The following is a 16,810-nucleotide window of genomic DNA, read 5'->3' as shown; positions in this document are numbered from 1 at the left end:
GCCTTGATCGGCCACCTGGATGGACTACACCCGAACGGGTGGTCCGATCCGGCGGCAAGTGACATTTAGGCACGCCTGAGATGGGGTCCGGGTGACAACTTTTCCGGGGCCTTTCGAGGCGCCTCCGGCCGGTCCGCGGCCTCGCTCGCTCGAACGAGGACCGCGACGACCTCGTCCAGGCTCAGCCGGGCGGGCGCGGTCTCGGCGAGGAAGCGTTCGATCTCGCCGCCGAACCGGGCCGGATCGGCCACATGTGGAAAGTGTTTCGCATTTTCGAACACCGTCAAGCGGCTGTCCGGCAGCAGTTCGGCGGTCTTCCGGCCGTGGTCGACCGGGATGAGCGGGTCGTGCGCGCCCCAGACGACGAGTGTCGGCACCTCCCTGGCGAGGTAAAGCTTGTCGACAGCGCTCGCGCGCTGGCCGCGGAGGTCGATCAGGCTGCGCGCGATGAACAGGAACGCCCGCCGCCGCCCGGGGTCGGCGAGCGACGACAGATGCCGTGTCAGCTCACGCGTCTCGGGCGAGAGCTTTCCGCCGAGACCGCGGCAGGCGGCGGCGATGCCGCGGGCGATCGCGACGGTGGCCGGGTTGACCACGGCCCAGAGCGTCGCGTTGGCCCCTGGCAGCGCCGTCGCCCGCAGGACGGGGGTCACCTGCGGCCCGAGTCCCGCGCTGCCCACGAGGATCAGCCGGGCACACATCTCCGGGAACTGGTACGCGAACTGCATCGCGATCCCGCCGCCGAGGGAGTGCCCGGCGACGGTCGCGTGCCGGTTCCCGGTGAGCGCGAGGACGTCACGGACCACGCTGGCCATCGCGCCGAGGCCGTAGTCGGCCCGCGGCGAGCCCGAATCGCCGTGCCCGGGAAGGTCAGGGACGAGAACGCGGCGGTCGAACCCGGTCCGCTCGAAGTGGTCGAGCAACGGTACCCAGGTCTCGCCGCTGCCGGAGATCCCGTGCAGCAGCACGAGCGGCTCGCCTGTGGCGTCCTTTGTGGACGGAAGGTGTTCCCGCAACCGGATTTCCTGCCCGTGCAGGGTCAGTGTGCGCGTTTGGAGGACCATGTCCCGCCTTTCCGTTGTCAGGCGTCAAAATAACGGGTAGAACGCTTGCTCTGTCAGCGTGTCGCCGGACACGTCCGGTAATGGCGACCCGGGTGACAAGAATTCCGGGGCGGACCCCGATCGGGATGCTAAAACCGTGAGGGCGAGGCGGTTTCGCATCGACTTTTCCCCGCCGTCCCGGTATTCAGGAAAGCGTCGGTAAACACCCGTCACCACGGGGAGAAATGCGATGGCCTGCCGGGCGGACTTCCACGTCGATCAGCCGAGGGCGGAGCGTGCCCGCCGCGGCTTGCGCTGGGTGCTGCCCACCGTGCGGCCGCCGGAACGACGGGTGCGGCGCGTCAGTTCCCTGATGTCCCGTCGTCGCGGTGGTGGGCCCGCATGAGCCGCTGGGCGCGCAACGCGAGGTGCATGTCCAGCCGGTCGTCGGCGTCCTTGAGGCGGTCACCGAACAGTTCTTCCAGCTGCCGCAGGCGGTTCCGCACGGTCTGGGGATGCACTCCCAGCCGTTGTGCGATCTCCGGTGCCCCGCCGCGGGATTCCAGCCACGCCAGCAGGGTTTCGCTGAGCCGCTCCTGTTGCTTCCCGCCCAGCGAACTGAACGGGTCGAGGCTCTGCTTCGCCAGCTCGGCGCCGAGGAAGTCCTCGGCGAGCAGCCACAGCGTGGCGAGGTGATCCCGGCACCAGATGACGGGGCCGGGCGCGTCTTCGCTGGTCAGCAGTAACGCACGGCGGGCGGTGCGGAGTGCGGCCGGGGCGTCGGCGAGTGGCACGACGGGGGAGACCGCCGCGCGCCAGCCGTCCAGCGCGTCCTTCAACGGCGCGAGATCGGCGTCGGGGTCCGCGGTGAGCAGATACGGCTCGGCCGTGTCGAGATCGAGCAGCACGGTGTCGTCCAAGAGATGGGCGGGGAACTCGGGCGCGCCAGGGGCGCGCTGAAGCGCGACCATGGCCGCGGCCCCCGGAACCCGCCATCCGGCGCCGTCGGCCAGGCTCGCGATGCTGCACGCGGACCCCTCCGGAGCCTGTGAGATCAGTTCGAGCAGGCGACGGCGCCGCAGCGGGATCGCGCCCGCCGCTCTGGCCTCCGCCTCCTGGTATCCCTCGATCGTCGTGGCGCACAGTTCGTCGACGTAGACGAAGACCGATTCCGCGGCGAGCGCGACGATGCCGGGTCCGACGCCGAGGCCGCGCACGATGGGCCGCATCGAGCGCCATGCCGTCCGCGCGCCGATCGTCACGCTGTCGTGCAACGGTTCCAGGTTGCGTCCCTCGGTGAACTCGGTCCGCCCGCGCAGGCGGTAGAAGTCGATCCAGCGCGCGTGGGACACGTCCGGATCGCCGATGCAGTCGACGTAGTGGCGCACCGCCCGTTCGCAGGAGACGACGAGGGCGCGGCCGAAGACGCCGCGCAACGGCAGCGAGTACGCGGCGACCGATCGCTGCACCTGCCTGATCATGGCCGCCGCGGCGTGGCCGGTATGCGGACGCAGTTCTTCGCCGAGCGAACGCGGCAACGTCGCCAGCATGCGGAAACTGCGGTACTCGACCACGAAGACCACCCTTTGATTTTTCTCGAACCGGGACGGGAAACGTGAATCCCTTTGCGCAACCGCGTCGGATCGGGCGCCGGGAGTGTTTCTACTGGATCGGCCGACGGCGTGTACCACGAATGTGACGTTGAATTGGCGACGGAAAGTCGCGATGCTCCGTGCCGGTGACACGGACGGGCGTTTCGGTGTGGCGGCTTTTGACACGGATGTGGCGCCGGTTCTACGCTCCGTGCATTCGAGTGCGTCGATGGCGCGCGGACGAAAGGGAATTGGTGCCCGTAATCGTCGGCCTACTTCACATCGGGGGATCCCACACGTGAGCTGGCAGCCCGTTGGTTCGCTGTGGGCACGCCTGCCGAGGGAGCTCGGTGACGCCGTCCGGCCGCGGATCCCGGCGATCGCCCGGCACTGCGTCGAAGGCGTGGTGTCCGAAATCGGCGAATGCGCCGAAGTGTTCAGTGACAGTGACGCCCGTGCCGCGGCCGTCGAGCTGACCAGGCGCGGCATCGAACGCGCCATCGACAGGGTCGGCGTCCCCGAACTGTTGCAGAACGACCTGCTGGCGGACTTCCGCGCGCAGGGCCGGATCGCGTTCCACCAAGGACTCAGCCGTGAGGCCGCGCAGGCGGCGTTCCGGGTCTCGAGCCGGGTGCTGTGGCGTTCGATCGCCGCCGCCGGCCGCCAGCTCCAGCTGTCGGGTGACGTCCTCTACGGCGCGGCGGAATGCCTGTTCGGCGACGTCGTCGAGGTGACGATGGCGTTGAGCGAGGGCTACAACGCGGCACAGGCCGAGGCCACCGGGCCCGCGGCGCAGCGGGCCAGGTTGTTCCGCCTGCTGACCGGTGGCACGGGGTACTCCCAGGCCGACGCCGGCGCGCTCGCCGTCGCGATCGGCTGGCGGATCCCGCGGCGGATCACCGCTGTCGTCTTCGGCTCGGCGCCCGGGGCGCCCGCTTTCCCGGCGGGCCTGTTGCCCTCGGCGGTGCCGGTGGATCTGGTCTCCGACGCGCCAGGTGTGCTGGTGGCCTGCCCCGAAACCGACCTCGGCGGCCTGCGGGAACTGCCTTCCGGCTGGTCGGCGACGGTCGGGGTGTCCGTCCCGGTGGCACAGGCCGCCGAGTCGTTCCGGATCGCTCGCCGCGCGTCCGAGCTGGCACGGCGGGGGATGATCACCACGGTCGGCCCGGTGCTGTGGTGCGAGGAGCACATCACCACGTTGCTGTTGCTCGCGGACGAATTCCTGCTGGACCGGCTGGCCGGGGAGGCGCTGGAACCCTTGTCGGGGCTGGCGCCGCGACAGCACGACGAACTGGCGGCGACTCTGCTCACGCAGGTGCAGACGAGGGGGAGCGCGCCCGAGATCGCGCGGCAGCTCGCCGTGCATCCGCAGACGGTGCGGGCCCGCCTGCGGCGGCTCGCGGAGTTGTTCGGCGAGCAGCTGGAGGATCCGGATCAGCGGCTGCGGATCGAACTGGCGCTGCGGGCGGCACGGCTGCGGCCCGCCGACGTCTGACGGGCGCCTGCCACCGGGAACACCCAGCGGCGGTAGCCCCACCAGCGGAACGCCGAACCCGCCGCGGTGCCGAGCAGCATCCCGCTGACGAAGTCGGCGATCTCCTGTGCCGGAAAGCTGACCTCGGGGACCTCGAGACGCAGGACGTAACGCGAGATCAGCGGCGGGCACAGGTTGATCGTCACGGCGATCGCGTTGACGGTGAAGAACAACGCCGCTTCGTGGAGACGGCGCCTGCCGCCGCGGGTGTGGAACGCCCAGCGCCGGGAAAGCAGGTACGCGAAAGCCGTCGCCACGACGGTCGCGATCGCCAGCGCCGTGACCGGTTTGGCTTGCAGGACGGTGAGTTTGAGCCCGTAGTTGGTCCCGAGGGTGAGGACGAACGCGGCGAGGCCGACGGTGGCGAACCGAAGCAGCTCACGCCGCTTGCCGGTCCGCGCACCGCCGGGCGCCGCTTTGTCCACAAAGGACGCCGGGGCGGTTCTGAGCACAGCGGGCTCAGCAGTTCGGCGTCGCCGGGGTGCCCGCGACCCGGTCCTTGAGGAAGGCGAGCACGTCGGCGTTGCCGGTGTAGACCGCCGTGATGTGATCGGTCTCGAAGGTCTTCCATGTCGTCTTGACCCCGGCGGCGCAGTAGGCCTTGTGCAACGTGTCGGCCTGGGCGAACTGCACGAGCTGGTCCTTGGTGGCGTGATAGAGCAGCACCGGGACCTTCGGGGGTGTGCCACCGAGCTTGTTCTCGTTGAGCCGCTTCACCCATTCCGGCCGCACGTAGCCGGCGCTGGTCGTGTAGTCGGCGATCCTCTGGTTCGCGTAGGTGGTCAGCAGTTCGAACGTGCACGCGCTCTTCTGCATCTCCGCCAGCTTCGCGCGGCCGTTGTCACTGAGGAAAGAGTCCAGTTTCAGCTCGGGGTAGGCGTTGTCCAGACCGACGAGGGCGTAGGCGAAGACGCCGAAGCCCTGCTTCCCATCGAGTTGCAGGGTGACCCGGACGAGGTCGGCGGGCACGCCGCCCGCCGCGACGCCGACGAGGTTCAGTTCCGGGGCGTACGAGGGCTGCAGTTCACCGGCCCAGGCCGCCGCCCCGCCGCCCTGTGAGTATCCGCGGAAGAGCACCTTGGCGTCGGTGGACAGTTTCGCCTCCGGCAGGCGTTGCGCGGCCCGGACCGCGTCGATCATCGCCGGGCCTTCCGAACGCCCGACCACGTACGTCGTCTTCGGATCCTGGCGGTAGCCCTCGTAATCGGTGAGCGCGACGGCGTATCCGGCGTCGAGCAGGTCGTCGAGAGCGGACTGCTCGTAGAACGCGCCGATGTCGATCATCTTCGACGGCGTGCAGTCGAAGGCCGGACCGTGCGTACCGGCGCCGAAGGAGACGATCGGTGCTTTCACCGGGTCGGCGTTCTTCGGCACCAGCACCGTCCCGGTCACCGCGTCCGGCCGCCCAAGGGCGTCGGTCGACAGGTACATGACCTGCCACGCGTTGACGGAATCCTTACGTGGACCGGCTTTCGAGACACGCGAGCGGATGATGTCACCCGGCTTGCCCGCGGGGAGCGGGGACGGCGGGGTGTAGAACGAGTCGTCGGACGCGGGAGCGGCGGAACTCGCCGGGCTCACGCTCAGCGCGCTCAGCACACCGGCGGACAGGACGATCGCCAGCGCGGCGGCGAGTGTCCGGCGGGACGGGCGGGGGAACGAGTTCGGCACGGCCGGGCCTCCAGAGTAGGGATGGGCTAGCTGAGAAAGCGGCGTCGAGCGTCGCGAAAGCCACTTTCAGGACACCTGATGTCCCGAAAGTGGCTTTCGCGACATCGCGCGAACCGGCGCCGGTTCAGACGTTGCCGTAGACCTGACGGCAGGTCTGGGATTCGGTGAAGGCGAGGTCCAGTTCCGGGTTGGCGCGGAGGGGTTTGATCGGCCCCTCCGGCTCGCTCAGCCCGCTCATCGTGCTGTCGGCGTCGGCGATCACCTTGTCGAGACTCGTCTTGTCGGTGACCTTCGCGTCCTGCATCTTCGTCAGGGTGGCGGTCACCTTCGACTTGGTCTCGTCAAGCGTGGTGGTCGCCTTGTCCACAGCGGACTGTCCATCCGGGACCGGCGGCACGCCGGCGTTGCGAATCCCGCCGGCCATGTCGTCGAGCGCCACGGTGAGCGAATTCAGGAAGCCCACCATCGCGGACTTCGCGCCCTGCGGATCGCCGGGGTCGAACGCGGGCGGCTGGGCCAGTTTCGCCGAACCGGCCGCCACCCCGGAGCACACCTTGTCCACCCAGGCGAGCGCGGCGGGGTCGGCGTGCCTGCCGGAGTCGGCGGGTTCGTCGGACCCGCAGGCGGTCAGCAGGACCGTCGCGGCGGACGCGGCGAGGGTGGCGAACGCGATTCGCGCTGCCGTGCGGCGCATTCTCTTCATGGTTTCCCCGTCGAATTCGGCGAAAGAGGGCCGGTCTCGGCACGACGCGCGGGAATCCGCGGTGGTCGGCGCTGACCGGCTTGCTGAACCGCGAGGTTACTCACGAAAGATTCCCCCGGGCAAGCGGATCGGTGCGGCAGGAAAGTGAGAAAAAGGAGATTGGCACGTACGAGATAATTCCGCATGGTGTGGTTGTCACCCGCGTCAGTGGTTCCGCAGGTCGCCGCTGGTGGCTCTGTGCTGGGGAAACCCATGTGCCGTTACTAGGAAACGGACAGTCGCACCGTGCCAGCGTGACAATTTACCGGTGGTTCGTCAACTTTTCCCGACTGGCCCTTGATAGCAGTGCCGCCGCCTCGTTAGTTTACTGTTCGGTTGCGATCCGTCAGACATCGTCGCTACCCGGAGAATTCTCTCGGGCCGATTTTCATTGCTCTGGGGAATTGTACGCCGTTTCGTATCATCGTTGATACCACGGAAGGACGATCGTGAGTCACCGTAGAGGAACCAAGAAGGCGGTCGCCATCGCCGCTGCCGGTGCCGTGGGGCTTGCCACCGCGGTACTCGTGGTCGGGGCACAGGCCAGTGTCGCCGAACCGATTTCGCTCTCGCTCAACTACCACTGCGACTACCCACTCGTGGGCTCCCAAGCGCTGAAGGTGGTGATCAACACCGATCTCCCGCTGTCGGTCAAGACCGGTCAGCCGACCGGCGCGTTCGACATCAAGGCGATCTCGACGATCAACGCGGAGACGGTCAGCGGGCTCAACCTGATCAGCGCGACGACGCTGGAAGGCCAGGCGGTCGCCTCGGCGACCGTGGCCGCCCCCGGGATGAACCTCCCGGTCAAGGTGCCGAACGAGCTGACCAAGACGAACATCCCGCCCTCGGGCGAGATGGTCGTCAACGCGGCGGGCAAGACGCCGTCGCTGACCTTCAACACGCCCGGCGAAGCCAAGATCACCGTGGGCGACCTGCAGCTGAAGGTCACCCCACGCAAGGCCGACGGCTCCGTCACGGAGATCACCCCGGACGGCACGATCGACGCTCCGTGCAAGCAGGACCCGGGGCAGAACAACGTCCTGGCCACGATCAAGATCGGCGATGGTCCCACCCCCACCGGGACGACCACCACCACGCCGCCGAGCTCCACCACCACCCCGCCGAGTTCCACCACGACCCCGCCGACCACCACGACCACCCCTGGTGGTGGCGGGATCAAGTACGCGTTCGGCATCAAGGGGAAAACCGAGCTGAAGGCACTCGGCAGCACCGCGCCGATCAGCGGTGGTTTCGACGCGGACGTGGACCTCGCGTCGAAGAAGTTCACCGGTGACCTCAAGCTCGACCCGTCGAAGACCGACTTCAAGCTCTTCGGGTTCGTGCAGGGCAGCTCGGACATCGTCGTCGAGCAGGTCGGCAAGCAGTCCGGTGAGCTCATCGGCACCGGGTTCAAGGCGAACGTCAAGTTCAACGTGTTCCTGCCGAAGGTGCAGGTGTTCGGGTTCCCGATCAGCAACGACCCGAAGTGCGGGACGGTCAGCCCGTCGACGAGCGAGATGACCACGGCACCGGACTTCAACCTGCTCAAGGGCGGGAAGCTGACCGGTACCTACTCGCTGGCGGGTCTGCAGAACTGTGGCTCGTTCAACGACATGATCAGCATGTTCACCAAGAGCGAGGGCAACACCCTCGATCTGGACCTCACCAAGAAGTAGTCAGGTAGCCGGTCCCCGTCGCCTCCCGCGACGGGGGCCGGTGCCGTTTCCGGGAAGGCGACCATGCCCCTACGCATCAACGTCCGGATGCTGCTCGCGGCGGGCCTCATCGTCCTGCTCACCGCCGGCGGCCTGCTGTTCGTCGCCGTCCGAGGCGCGGCGGCGAACACCCCCGTCGACAAGAAACTGTCGTTCACCTGCCCCTTCCCGCTGATCGGGTTGCAGAAGCTCGACGTGCACATCAAGGCCGACTTCGAGGTGCCGACAGCGCCCGGCGGCACGCTCAGCACGTCCGGGCTGACGATCACCGTGACCGTGCCGGACAAAGCGGCACGCGGGCTCAACCTCGTCGGCGCCGGCACCATCGAAGGCACCGCGGCGGCGGGCGTGACGCTGGTCAACGGCGACGCGAAACCCTTCCCGGTCCGCATTCCGTTGACCGTCGCGAAAACCGACCTTCCGCCGTCCGGCTCGTTCAGCACGGTGGCGACCGGCTCCGTGCCAACGGTGACCCTGGCGAAGCCGGGCAAAACGACTCTGACCGTCGGTGACTTCACCACCCGTCTGACCCCGAAGAAGGCCGACGGGACGTTCACCGGGATCGGTGCGTTCACCTCGGACTGCGTGCTCGACCCCGGCCAGGACGCGGTCCTGCTCTCCTTCGACCTCGGTTCGACGCCGACCGGGCGCCAGTACTCGGTCGCCGGGAAGACCGGCGTCAAGGCACTGGGCGCGACCGCGCCGCTGACCGGCGGGTTCGACCTGAGCGCCACGTCGGCCACGGTCTTCACCGGTGGCCCGGTGTTCGACAAGGCACACACCGACTTCCGGCTGTTCGGCTTCCTGCCGGGCACGGCCGATCTCGAGTTCGTCGCCGACGGACCACAAGGCGGCGACTTCGCCGGGACGGGTTTCGTCGCCCGTCCGCGGTTCACCACCGTCCTCCCGCTCGTCACGCTGATCGGCATGCCGGTCAGCAGCGGGCCGGGCTGCAAGACGTCGGCCCCGTCCACGGCGGAACTGCGGACCGGGGACGGTTTCACCCTGGCCGCGGGCGGCGAACTCACCGGCACCTATGCGCTGGCGCCGCTGACCGGCTGCGGCGCGTTCACCTCGGCCCTGGGCACGTTCGTGCAGGGCGAGGGCAACACGTTCGATCTCGTGCTGACACCACGCTAGGCGCACTCGCGTGATTGGACGGCGCACTCACGTGATTGGAGATGTATCTCGCGTGATCAGATGGCGCACACGCGAGTGCGCCATCTGGTCACGCGAGATACATCTCCAAACACGCGAGATGCGTCTCCAATCACGCGAGATCGCTGTTGCGGACACCTGTTCTCACCACCATCGCAGTAGTCGGGCCGGAGGCGGGCCTGGTTCCCGGCGGCGGTAATCTGCCTCGCGACACCTCGGGACACCTGTTCCACCACCAAGGAACCACTGGTGAATCCCTGGGAGTGCCACGAAATGACGATTTCCGCGCCGGAGGCCGCCGTCCGCACGGTGGAACTGACCGTGTCGGGGATGACCTGCGCCGCTTGTTCGGCGCGGGTGGAACGCGCGCTGAACAAAGTGGACGGTGTCCGCGCGTCGGTGAACTACGCGACCGAGCGCGCCACCGTGCAGGTGCCCGAAGCGCTGGCCGACGACGTCCTCCTCGAGCGGGTCCGCAGATCCGGCTACACGGCGGAGATCCGCGGGGAAGAGGATCCGGACACCGGCTTCGCGCGGGTCCGCGATCTCCGGCGGCGGCTGGTCGTCGCCGCTCTGCTGGCGATCCCGTTGGGAAATCTCTCGATCACCCTCGCCCTGGTGCCGCGACTGCGGTTCCCCGGCTGGGAACTGCTGTGCCTCGTACTGGCCGTTCCCGTGGTGTTCTGGTCCGCGTTGCCGTTCCATCGCGCCACGTTACGGAATCTCCGGCATCGTTCGTCCAGTATGGACACGCTGGTGTCGCTGGGGGTGCTCTCGTCGTTCGTGTGGTCGGCGTGGTCCACCTTCGCCGGTGGCGCCGAACCCGGGTACTGGGTCGGGTTCGGCCCGACGGCGGCCGGGGCGGACGCGATCTACCTCGATGTCGCCGCGGGCGTGACCACCTTCCTGCTGGCGGGCCGGTACTTCGAAAGCCGGTCCCGGCGTAGCGCCGCCGGGTTGCTCTCGGCGCTGGACGCCTTGGCGGCCAAGGACGTCCGGGTGTTGCGCGACGGAGCCGAGCGAATGGTCCCGATCGGCGAACTGGCCGCCGGTGGCCTGTTCGTGGTCAAACCGGGGGAGTCGATCGCCGCGGACGGCGTCGTCGAAAGTGGACTGTCCACTGTGGATGTCAGCGCGGTGACCGGTGAGCCGGTTCCCGTGGAGGTCGGCGAAGGTGACCGGGTCATCGGCGCCTCGGTGAACCAGGACGGCAGGCTGGTCGTGCGGGCGACCGCGGTCGGCGCGCACACCCAGCTGGCCCAGATGACCGCGCTGGCGGAACGCGCGCAGGCCCGCAAGGCCGCGGTGCAACGCCTGGTGGACCGGATCTGCGCGGTGTTCGTCCCTGCCGTGCTCGGTGTGGCCGTGCTGACGCTGTCGGTATGGCTGCTCAGCGGCGCGCCCGCTCGCGAGGGTTTCGCGGCGGCCGTCGCCGTCCTCATCATCGCTTGCCCGTGCGCGCTCGGGCTGGCGACGCCGACCGCGCTCATGGCAGGCGTCGGCCGCGGCGCTCAGCTGGGCATTCTCATCAAGGGACCGGACGCGCTCGAGGCGAGCCGCACGGTGGACACCGTCGTGCTGGACAAGACCGGCACCGTCACGACGGGGAAGATGACCGTCACCGCATGCCGTCCCGCCGACGGCTTCACCGTTCCGGAAGTCTTGCGGTTCGCCGGGGCCGTCGAGGCCGGTTCGGAACACGCCATCGCGGCCGCCGTAGTGACCGCGGCACACGCCGAACTGCCGGATCTGCCCCCGGTCGAGGGATTCGGCGCGCTGCCAGGGCTCGGCGCGAGGGGCGAGGTCGAGGGACAAGAGGTCCTCGTCGGCAACGCGCGGCTGTTCGGCGATCGGGACATCGACGTCCCGGCCGACTTCGCCGATGCCGAACGAGACGGTGCGACGGCGATCCTCGTCGCGGTGGACGGCCGGGTCGCCGGGCATCTGGTGGTCCGGGACGTCGTGAAGCCGTCGGCGAGGGCCGCGGTGGAAGCTCTCCACGCGCTCGGACTTCGGACCGTGCTCCTGACCGGCGACAACGAGGCCGCCGCCCGGCTGGTCGCGGACGAGATCGGCGTCTCCGACGTCCGCGCCGGCGTCCTGCCCGCGGAGAAAGCCGCGGTCATCGAGGAACTGCGGGCAGGGGGAGCGCGGGTCGCGATGGTCGGCGACGGGATCAACGAGGGCCCGGCGCTGGCCACCGCGGATCTCGGGATGGCGATGGCACGGGGCAGCGACATCGCGCTGCGCTCGGCCGACCTCGTGCTGGTCCGCGAAGACCTGCGGGTGGTCCCCGACGCCATCCGGCTCGCCGATCGCACCCTGCGCATCATCAGGGGGAACCTGGCCTGGGCGTTCGGCTACAACGTCGCCGCGATCCCGCTGGCCGCGCTGGGACTGCTGAACCCGCTGATCGCCGGGGCGGCGATGTCGCTGTCGTCCGTGCTCGTCGTGTCCAACAGTCTCCGGCTCAAGGACTTCGGCGGGGCCGACCGACGCGCTGCGTGACACTTCCGGGTGGTTTTGTACCATCACCCCGGACAAGGGGGCCTTCGTGAAGCCGTTGAACACCGGCGAACCCACCGGCGTGGGGCGCTACCGGGTGTTCGCCGCGCTCGGAGAGGGCGGGATGGGCCGGGTGCTGCTCGGGATCTCCGCCGACGGGCGCCTGGTCGCGATCAAGCAGGTCCACCCGGGATTCGCGCACGACCCCGGCTTCCGCGAGCGGTTCCGCCGCGAGGTCGAGACGTCGCGCCTGGTGTCCGGCGCGTACACCGCCCCGGTCATGGACGCGGATCCGAACGCGCCGACTCCATGGCTGGCTTCGGTGTTCGTGCCGGGCCCGTCGCTGTCCGAGGCTGTCACCGCGGGCGGGCCGCTGCCGCCGATGGCGGTCCGGTATCTCGCCGCGGGGCTCGCGCTGGCGCTGGGTGACATCCACCGCGCCGGGCTGATCCACCGGGACCTGAAGCCGGGCAACGTCATCCTCACCGGCGACGGCCCCCGGGTGATCGACTTCGGGATCGCCCGCGCCGTCGAAGGCGACTCGGAGCTCACGCACACCGGCGCGATCATCGGCTCGCCCGGGTTCATGTCGCCGGAGCAGGCCGAGGGCAAGCCGTTGACCCCGGCGAGCGACATGTTCTCCTTCGGCGCGCTCTTGGTGATGGCCGCGACCGGGACGAATCCGTTCACCGGGACGTCCACTCCGCACACGCTGTACAACGTCGTGCACATCCAGCCTGACCTGCGGCACCTGGCTCCGGAACTCCGGCAGATCGTCGAGCCGTGCCTGGCGAAGAACCCGGCGGACCGGCCGTCCCCGGCCTGGGTGCTGGAGCGGCTGGGCCCGATCCCGCCGACGACCAGCCCGTGGCCACCGGTGGTGCCGCACCTCATCGAGGCACAGCAGGCCGAGGTCCGGCGGCTGCTGAACCCGCCTCCGCCGAAGCGGTCCCGGCGTGGCCTGTACGCGGGTCTCGCCGCGGCCGCCGTCGTGCTGCTGGCCGGTGGCGTCGTCACCGCGGTCTCGCTGAACAAGGAGGATCCGCCTCCGGCCGTCGCCGCGCCGAGTTCGCCGCAGCCGCCGGACGAACCGGTCGCCACCCCGGTCAACCAGGATCCGCTCGGCCCGGACAACCTGCGCCGGGTGAATCTGTGCGAGGTGCTCGAAGGGCGGGACGTGCCCGGGTTCGGCAAGCTGAGCACGGAGATCGACATCCATTTCGATTCGTGCACGTACTCCTCGCCCGCGGGCAAGTGGCTGGAGCTGGGGGTCGGCGGCGACCTTGTCGGCGGCGAAGAGGGCGGGGAGCTGGAGGGACTTCCGTTGCGCATCAAGGGATCCAGTGACTCGTGCGCGGTCGCTGTCCCGGTCGCCGGGCTGCCGAACACGAAACTCGGCGTCGACGTGAACTCGATGTCCACAAAGGACGAGGCATGCTCGGTCGTGAAGGCCGCCCTCACCGACGCTGTGCAGCGGATCCGGGCCGGTGGCCACGATCGCGAGCTTCCGGCCGGCACCCTCGCGCCGCTGGACCCGTGCGCGCTGGTCGGCCCGGCGACCGCGGACCGGCTGATCGGACCGGTGATCGAAACGATCCGCGAGCATCTGCGCCAATGCCGGTACGACGCGGCGGGCAGCGTCCGGGTGAGCTTCGTGCGCGCCTACCCGCCGGTGCAGACGAAGGACTCGTACTACACGGGTTCCGCCACCCTGGATCTCGGCGGTACCAAGGTGTACCTGGCGAAGAAGGACGACGGCATCGCTCGCTCCAGCTGCTCGCTGACCTGGCAGCACCGGTCCGTCAGCGACCGTGACGGGGAGAACGTCGAGCTGACCGTCGGCACCAGCGGGACGAAGATGACCGCCGACGAAGCGTGTGAGAAGGCCAAGGGCTTCGCCGGGGCACTGCTGCCGAAACTTCCGAAACCCTAGGGCAGACCAGTGAAACCGTTGAACCCCGGCGAACCCCGGCAGATCGGCCCGTACCGGATCATCGCCGAGATCGGCGAAGGCGGCATGGGCCGGGTCGTACTGGGGCTCGCACCGGACGGCAGGCTCGTCGCGGTCAAACAGCTGCACGCCCGGTTCGCGCACGATCCGCGTTTCCGCGAACGGTTCCGGCGCGAGGTCGCCACCTCACGCCTGGTGTCCGGCGCGTACACCGCCGCGGTCATGGACGCCGACGCAGAGGCGGAAACCCCGTGGCTCGCGTCGGTCTTCGTCACCGGACCGTCCTTGAAGGAGGCGGTGGACGCCATCGGACCGCTGCCCGTCGAGTCGGTGCGCGTGCTGGCGTCCGGGCTCGCCGCCGCGCTGACCGAGATCCACCGCGCCGGGCTGATCCACCGGGATCTCAAGCCCAGCAACATCATCCTGACGAGTGACGGACCCAGGGTGATCGACTTCGGCATCGCACGGGTGGCGGAGGAGGCGCAGGACCTCACCGGAACGGGTGCGATCATCGGGTCGCCCGCGTTCATGTCGCCGGAACAGGCGGGCAGCGGGCAGGTCACCGGGGCGAGTGACGTGTTCTCCCTCGGCGCGATCCTGGTCATGGCCGCGACCGGACGCGGCCCCTTCACCGGCCCGACCGCACCTCAAACGCTGTATAACGTCGTTCACGCCGCCGCGGACTTCGCCGATGTCCCAGCAGGGATCCGGCAATTCGCTGAGCCGTGCCTGACCAAAGACCCCGCCCGGAGGCCGAGCCCGGAACAGATTCTCGACTTCATCGGCTCGGTGCCACCGGCAGCGGCTCCCTGGCCGCCCGCCGTGCACGCCCGGATCCAGCAGCAGGACGCCGAGGTGCGCTCAGTGCTGGCGCTGCCGCTGCCGATCTGGCGGCCGCCGCCGAAGAGGATGGCGCCGCGGACGAAGAAGATCCTCTTCGGTGCACTCGCCGGGGTCGTCCTGCTCGTCGTCTCGGGAATCGTCGCGCTCAGCCTCTCCATCGCCGAGCACGCCAAACCCCAGGATCCCGGCGTGACGTCTCTGGCGGCCGCCGAGGCGCTCAGCCCGGACCGGTTGCGCCTCGCCGACCCGTGCAAGGTGCTCGCCGGCCGGTTCGTGCCGGAATTCGGCACCCTGAAACCGGAAACGGATCCGGTCTACCCGGCGCGGTGCAAGTACACCGGTCTCGACGACGTCTCCTTCGAAGTCCAACTCGGCGAAGGCGTGACCACCAGCAGTCTTGAGCGGACCGACCGGACCGCCGAAGGGCTTCCGTTGCTGCGCAGCACGATCAGCGGTGGATGCGACTCCGTGGTCCAGCTTCCGGCGGATCGGCGGCTCGGCGTGATCATCTCCCATCCGAGCCGGGACGGTGACCCCTGCAAGGCCGCCGACGACCTGCTGACCGCCGCTCTCACCCGGCTGCGCACGCACGAGGTCGACCGCGCCGGTGACCCGGCGAGCCTGCTCCCGCTCGACCCGTGCGCGGTCGCCGATCCGGCGGTGCTCGGCGAGAACATGCCCAACACGCAGCCCCTTTCGCGGACGCTGCGGATCTGCGAGTGGCAGGGCGGCGGGGACATGCTGACCGTCGAGTTGCAACGGGGCGCCTACGCGCCCGAAGGGTCACCGGTCGACCTCGGCAACGGCGTCACCGGCGACATCCGGGAGTTCGGGGACTCGAACTGCGTCGTGACCTGGCAGCACCGCCCACTGACCGACCGCGAGGCCGAACACGTCGCCGTCCGGCTGCTCGCCCGGCAAGAGAGCGGGAGCCCCTGCGACCGGGCCAAGGCGATCGCGGGCTCGGTCGCTTCACGGCTGCCGAAACCCTGACCCGCCTGGGCTTCGCTCGAGAAGGGGAACCCCTGTGCGGGCCCGGAAACCGGTCCGCTAAACTAGCTCCCGTACGAACAACTTCACCACGCGCGTTTAGCTCAGCGGGAGAGCGCTTCCCTGACACGGAAGAGGTCACTGGTTCAATCCCAGTATCGCGCACCAGGTTCACTTCCCCGGTGAACCGGAGTTCGTACCGCGGGCGATTAGCTCAGGGGGAGAGCGCTTCGTTCACACCGAAGAGGTCACTGGTTCGATCCCAGTATCGCCCACAGCAAGGCCCCGTCTTTTGAGACGGGGCCTTTTGCGTCGCGTGACTGGATGGACAACGCGTGTGTTGTCCATCCAGTCACGCGTGTCGTCCGCCGGATCACGGGTGTCGTCCCGTCAATCACGCGAAACTCCCCGCTCGGCCCCGCCGCAGGCAGATTCGAGTCCGCCAGAACCGTCGTTCCGCTCACGAGGTGGGTTGGCGCAGGGACTCGATCATCGGCGTGAGCGTGTCCATCGTCGCGGCGAGGTCGGACTTCGGGTCGGGGGAGTGGGCGAGCCAGACGGCGGCCTCGTTCATCGCGCCGGAAAGCAGGCGTACCAACGGTTCCACCGGTCGCGTCGCCAGGAGGCCGTCGGTCATCAGCCCGGTCAGGGCTTCGGCGAGGTGCCGGGCGGAGGACTCGTCGTCGAGTTCGCGCCAGTCCTCCCAGCCGAGGACGGACGGGCCGTCCAGCAGCATGATCTGCTGGATCTCCGGATCGGTCGCCGCGGCGAGGAAGGCACGACAGCCGGCCAGTAGTCCCGCCCACGAGTCCGGTGCGGAATCCGCGGCCCGCGCGACCTGCTCGCCGACGTCGTGTTGCACGGTGGAGAGGACGTACCGGAACAGGTCCGCTTTGCTGCTGAAGTGGTGGTACAGCGCGCCTTTGCTCACGCCTGCGGACTGGGCGATGGTCTCCAGGCCGACGTTGCCGTAGCCGTGCTCGGCGAACAGACGGCGTGCGGTGGCGGTCAACGCTTCCATCGTCTCTTCGCGCTGTTGCTGTTTCGTGCGGGCCATACCCGA

General features: G+C 69.1%; 12 protein-coding genes and 2 tRNA genes. 8 read left to right on the top strand and 6 right to left on the bottom strand.

Features of this window, described 5'->3' with window-relative positions; all coding sequences use genetic code 11:
* Positions 1–65 precede the first annotated feature (65 nt).
* A complete protein-coding gene (locus BS329_RS35640) occupies positions 66–1,064 on the bottom strand; it encodes an alpha/beta fold hydrolase (RefSeq protein WP_076167218.1) in 999 nt (332 codons plus the stop codon).
* A gap of 341 nt (positions 1,065–1,405) precedes the next feature.
* Positions 1,406–2,626, bottom strand: coding sequence for a PucR family transcriptional regulator (locus tag BS329_RS35635; RefSeq protein ID WP_143253325.1), 1,221 nt, complete (start codon positions 2,624–2,626; stop codon positions 1,406–1,408).
* 307 nt (positions 2,627–2,933) lie between these two features.
* Between BS329_RS35635 and BS329_RS35630 the strand changes: the two genes are divergently transcribed.
* Positions 2,934–4,130, top strand: a complete 1,197-nt coding sequence (locus BS329_RS35630) for a PucR family transcriptional regulator (protein ID WP_076167217.1) — start codon at positions 2,934–2,936, stop codon at positions 4,128–4,130.
* On the opposite strand, the gene BS329_RS35625 is transcribed toward BS329_RS35630, so the two are convergent.
* The 3 genes from BS329_RS35625 to BS329_RS35615 form a co-directional block, all read right to left on the bottom strand.
* A complete protein-coding gene (locus BS329_RS35625) occupies positions 4,070–4,621 on the bottom strand; it encodes a GtrA family protein (protein WP_244197420.1) in 552 nt (183 codons plus the stop codon). The genes BS329_RS35630 and BS329_RS35625 overlap by 61 nt on opposite strands.
* Before the next feature lie 7 nt (positions 4,622–4,628).
* Positions 4,629–5,840: a lipase family protein gene (locus BS329_RS35620; RefSeq protein WP_076167216.1), complete on the bottom strand. Its 1,212-nt coding sequence runs from the start codon at positions 5,838–5,840 to the stop codon at positions 4,629–4,631.
* 124 nt (positions 5,841–5,964) lie between these two features.
* Complete coding sequence (locus BS329_RS35615) at positions 5,965–6,534, bottom strand: hypothetical protein (protein ID WP_076167215.1); 570 nt, start codon at positions 6,532–6,534, stop codon at positions 5,965–5,967.
* Between the two features lie 497 nt (positions 6,535–7,031).
* Here BS329_RS35615 and BS329_RS35610 point away from each other — a divergent pair, with 497 nt between their 5' ends.
* The 7 genes from BS329_RS35610 (at position 7,032) to BS329_RS35580 (ending at position 16,022) form a co-directional block, all read left to right on the top strand.
* Positions 7,032–8,261 carry a DUF6801 domain-containing protein gene (locus BS329_RS35610; protein WP_076167214.1) on the top strand — a complete coding sequence of 410 codons (1,230 nt, stop codon included), beginning with the start codon at positions 7,032–7,034 and terminating at the stop codon, positions 8,259–8,261.
* 63 nt (positions 8,262–8,324) lie between these two features.
* Positions 8,325–9,440: a DUF6801 domain-containing protein gene (locus tag BS329_RS35605; RefSeq protein WP_076167212.1), complete on the top strand. Its 1,116-nt coding sequence runs from the start codon at positions 8,325–8,327 to the stop codon at positions 9,438–9,440.
* Between the two features lie 291 nt (positions 9,441–9,731).
* Positions 9,732–11,966 (top strand): heavy metal translocating P-type ATPase, encoded by a 2,235-nt coding sequence (locus BS329_RS35600; RefSeq protein WP_076167211.1) that lies wholly within the window; start codon positions 9,732–9,734, stop codon positions 11,964–11,966.
* Between the two features lie 46 nt (positions 11,967–12,012).
* Entirely contained in the window at positions 12,013–13,896 is a 1,884-nt protein-coding gene (locus BS329_RS35595; RefSeq protein WP_076167209.1) for a serine/threonine-protein kinase, read from the top strand.
* 9 nt (positions 13,897–13,905) lie between these two features.
* The gene (locus BS329_RS35590; RefSeq protein ID WP_076167208.1) at positions 13,906–15,750 is read left to right on the top strand and encodes a serine/threonine-protein kinase; all 1,845 of its coding nucleotides are present in this window, start codon (positions 13,906–13,908) and stop codon (positions 15,748–15,750) included.
* Positions 15,751–15,840: 90 nt separating this feature from the next.
* Positions 15,841–15,915, top strand: a tRNA-Val gene (locus tag BS329_RS35585).
* Positions 15,916–15,950: 35 nt separating this feature from the next.
* Positions 15,951–16,022: transfer RNA gene (locus tag BS329_RS35580), tRNA-Val, on the top strand.
* A 185-nt stretch (positions 16,023–16,207) separates the two neighbouring features.
* On the opposite strand, the gene BS329_RS35575 is transcribed toward BS329_RS35580, so the two are convergent.
* Positions 16,208–16,804: a TetR/AcrR family transcriptional regulator gene (locus tag BS329_RS35575; protein WP_076167206.1), complete on the bottom strand. Its 597-nt coding sequence runs from the start codon at positions 16,802–16,804 to the stop codon at positions 16,208–16,210.
* Between the last annotated feature and the right edge of the window lie 6 nt (positions 16,805–16,810).

Origin of the sequence: Amycolatopsis coloradensis, assembly GCF_001953865.1 — a bacterium.
GTDB lineage: Bacteria > Actinomycetota > Actinomycetes > Mycobacteriales > Pseudonocardiaceae > Amycolatopsis > Amycolatopsis coloradensis.
Note: the sequence above shows the minus strand (reverse complement) of the source record. Positions and strands in the feature narration are given on the sequence as shown.

Bases quoted from the DNA above. Each gene is read 5' to 3' on its own strand.
- BS329_RS35640 (WP_076167218.1), bottom strand. From the start codon at position 1,064: ATGGTCCTCCAAACGCGCACACTGACCCTGCACGGGCAGGAAATCCGG.
- BS329_RS35615 (WP_076167215.1), bottom strand. From the start codon at position 6,534: ATGCGCCGCACGGCAGCGCGAATCGCGTTCGCCACCCTCGCCGCGTCC.
- BS329_RS35575 (WP_076167206.1), bottom strand. From the start codon at position 16,804: ATGGCCCGCACGAAACAGCAACAGCGCGAAGAGACGATGGAAGCGTTG.
- BS329_RS35600 (WP_076167211.1), top strand. From the start codon at position 9,732: ATGACGATTTCCGCGCCGGAGGCCGCCGTCCGCACGGTGGAACTGACC.
- BS329_RS35605 (WP_076167212.1), top strand. From the start codon at position 8,325: ATGCCCCTACGCATCAACGTCCGGATGCTGCTCGCGGCGGGCCTCATC.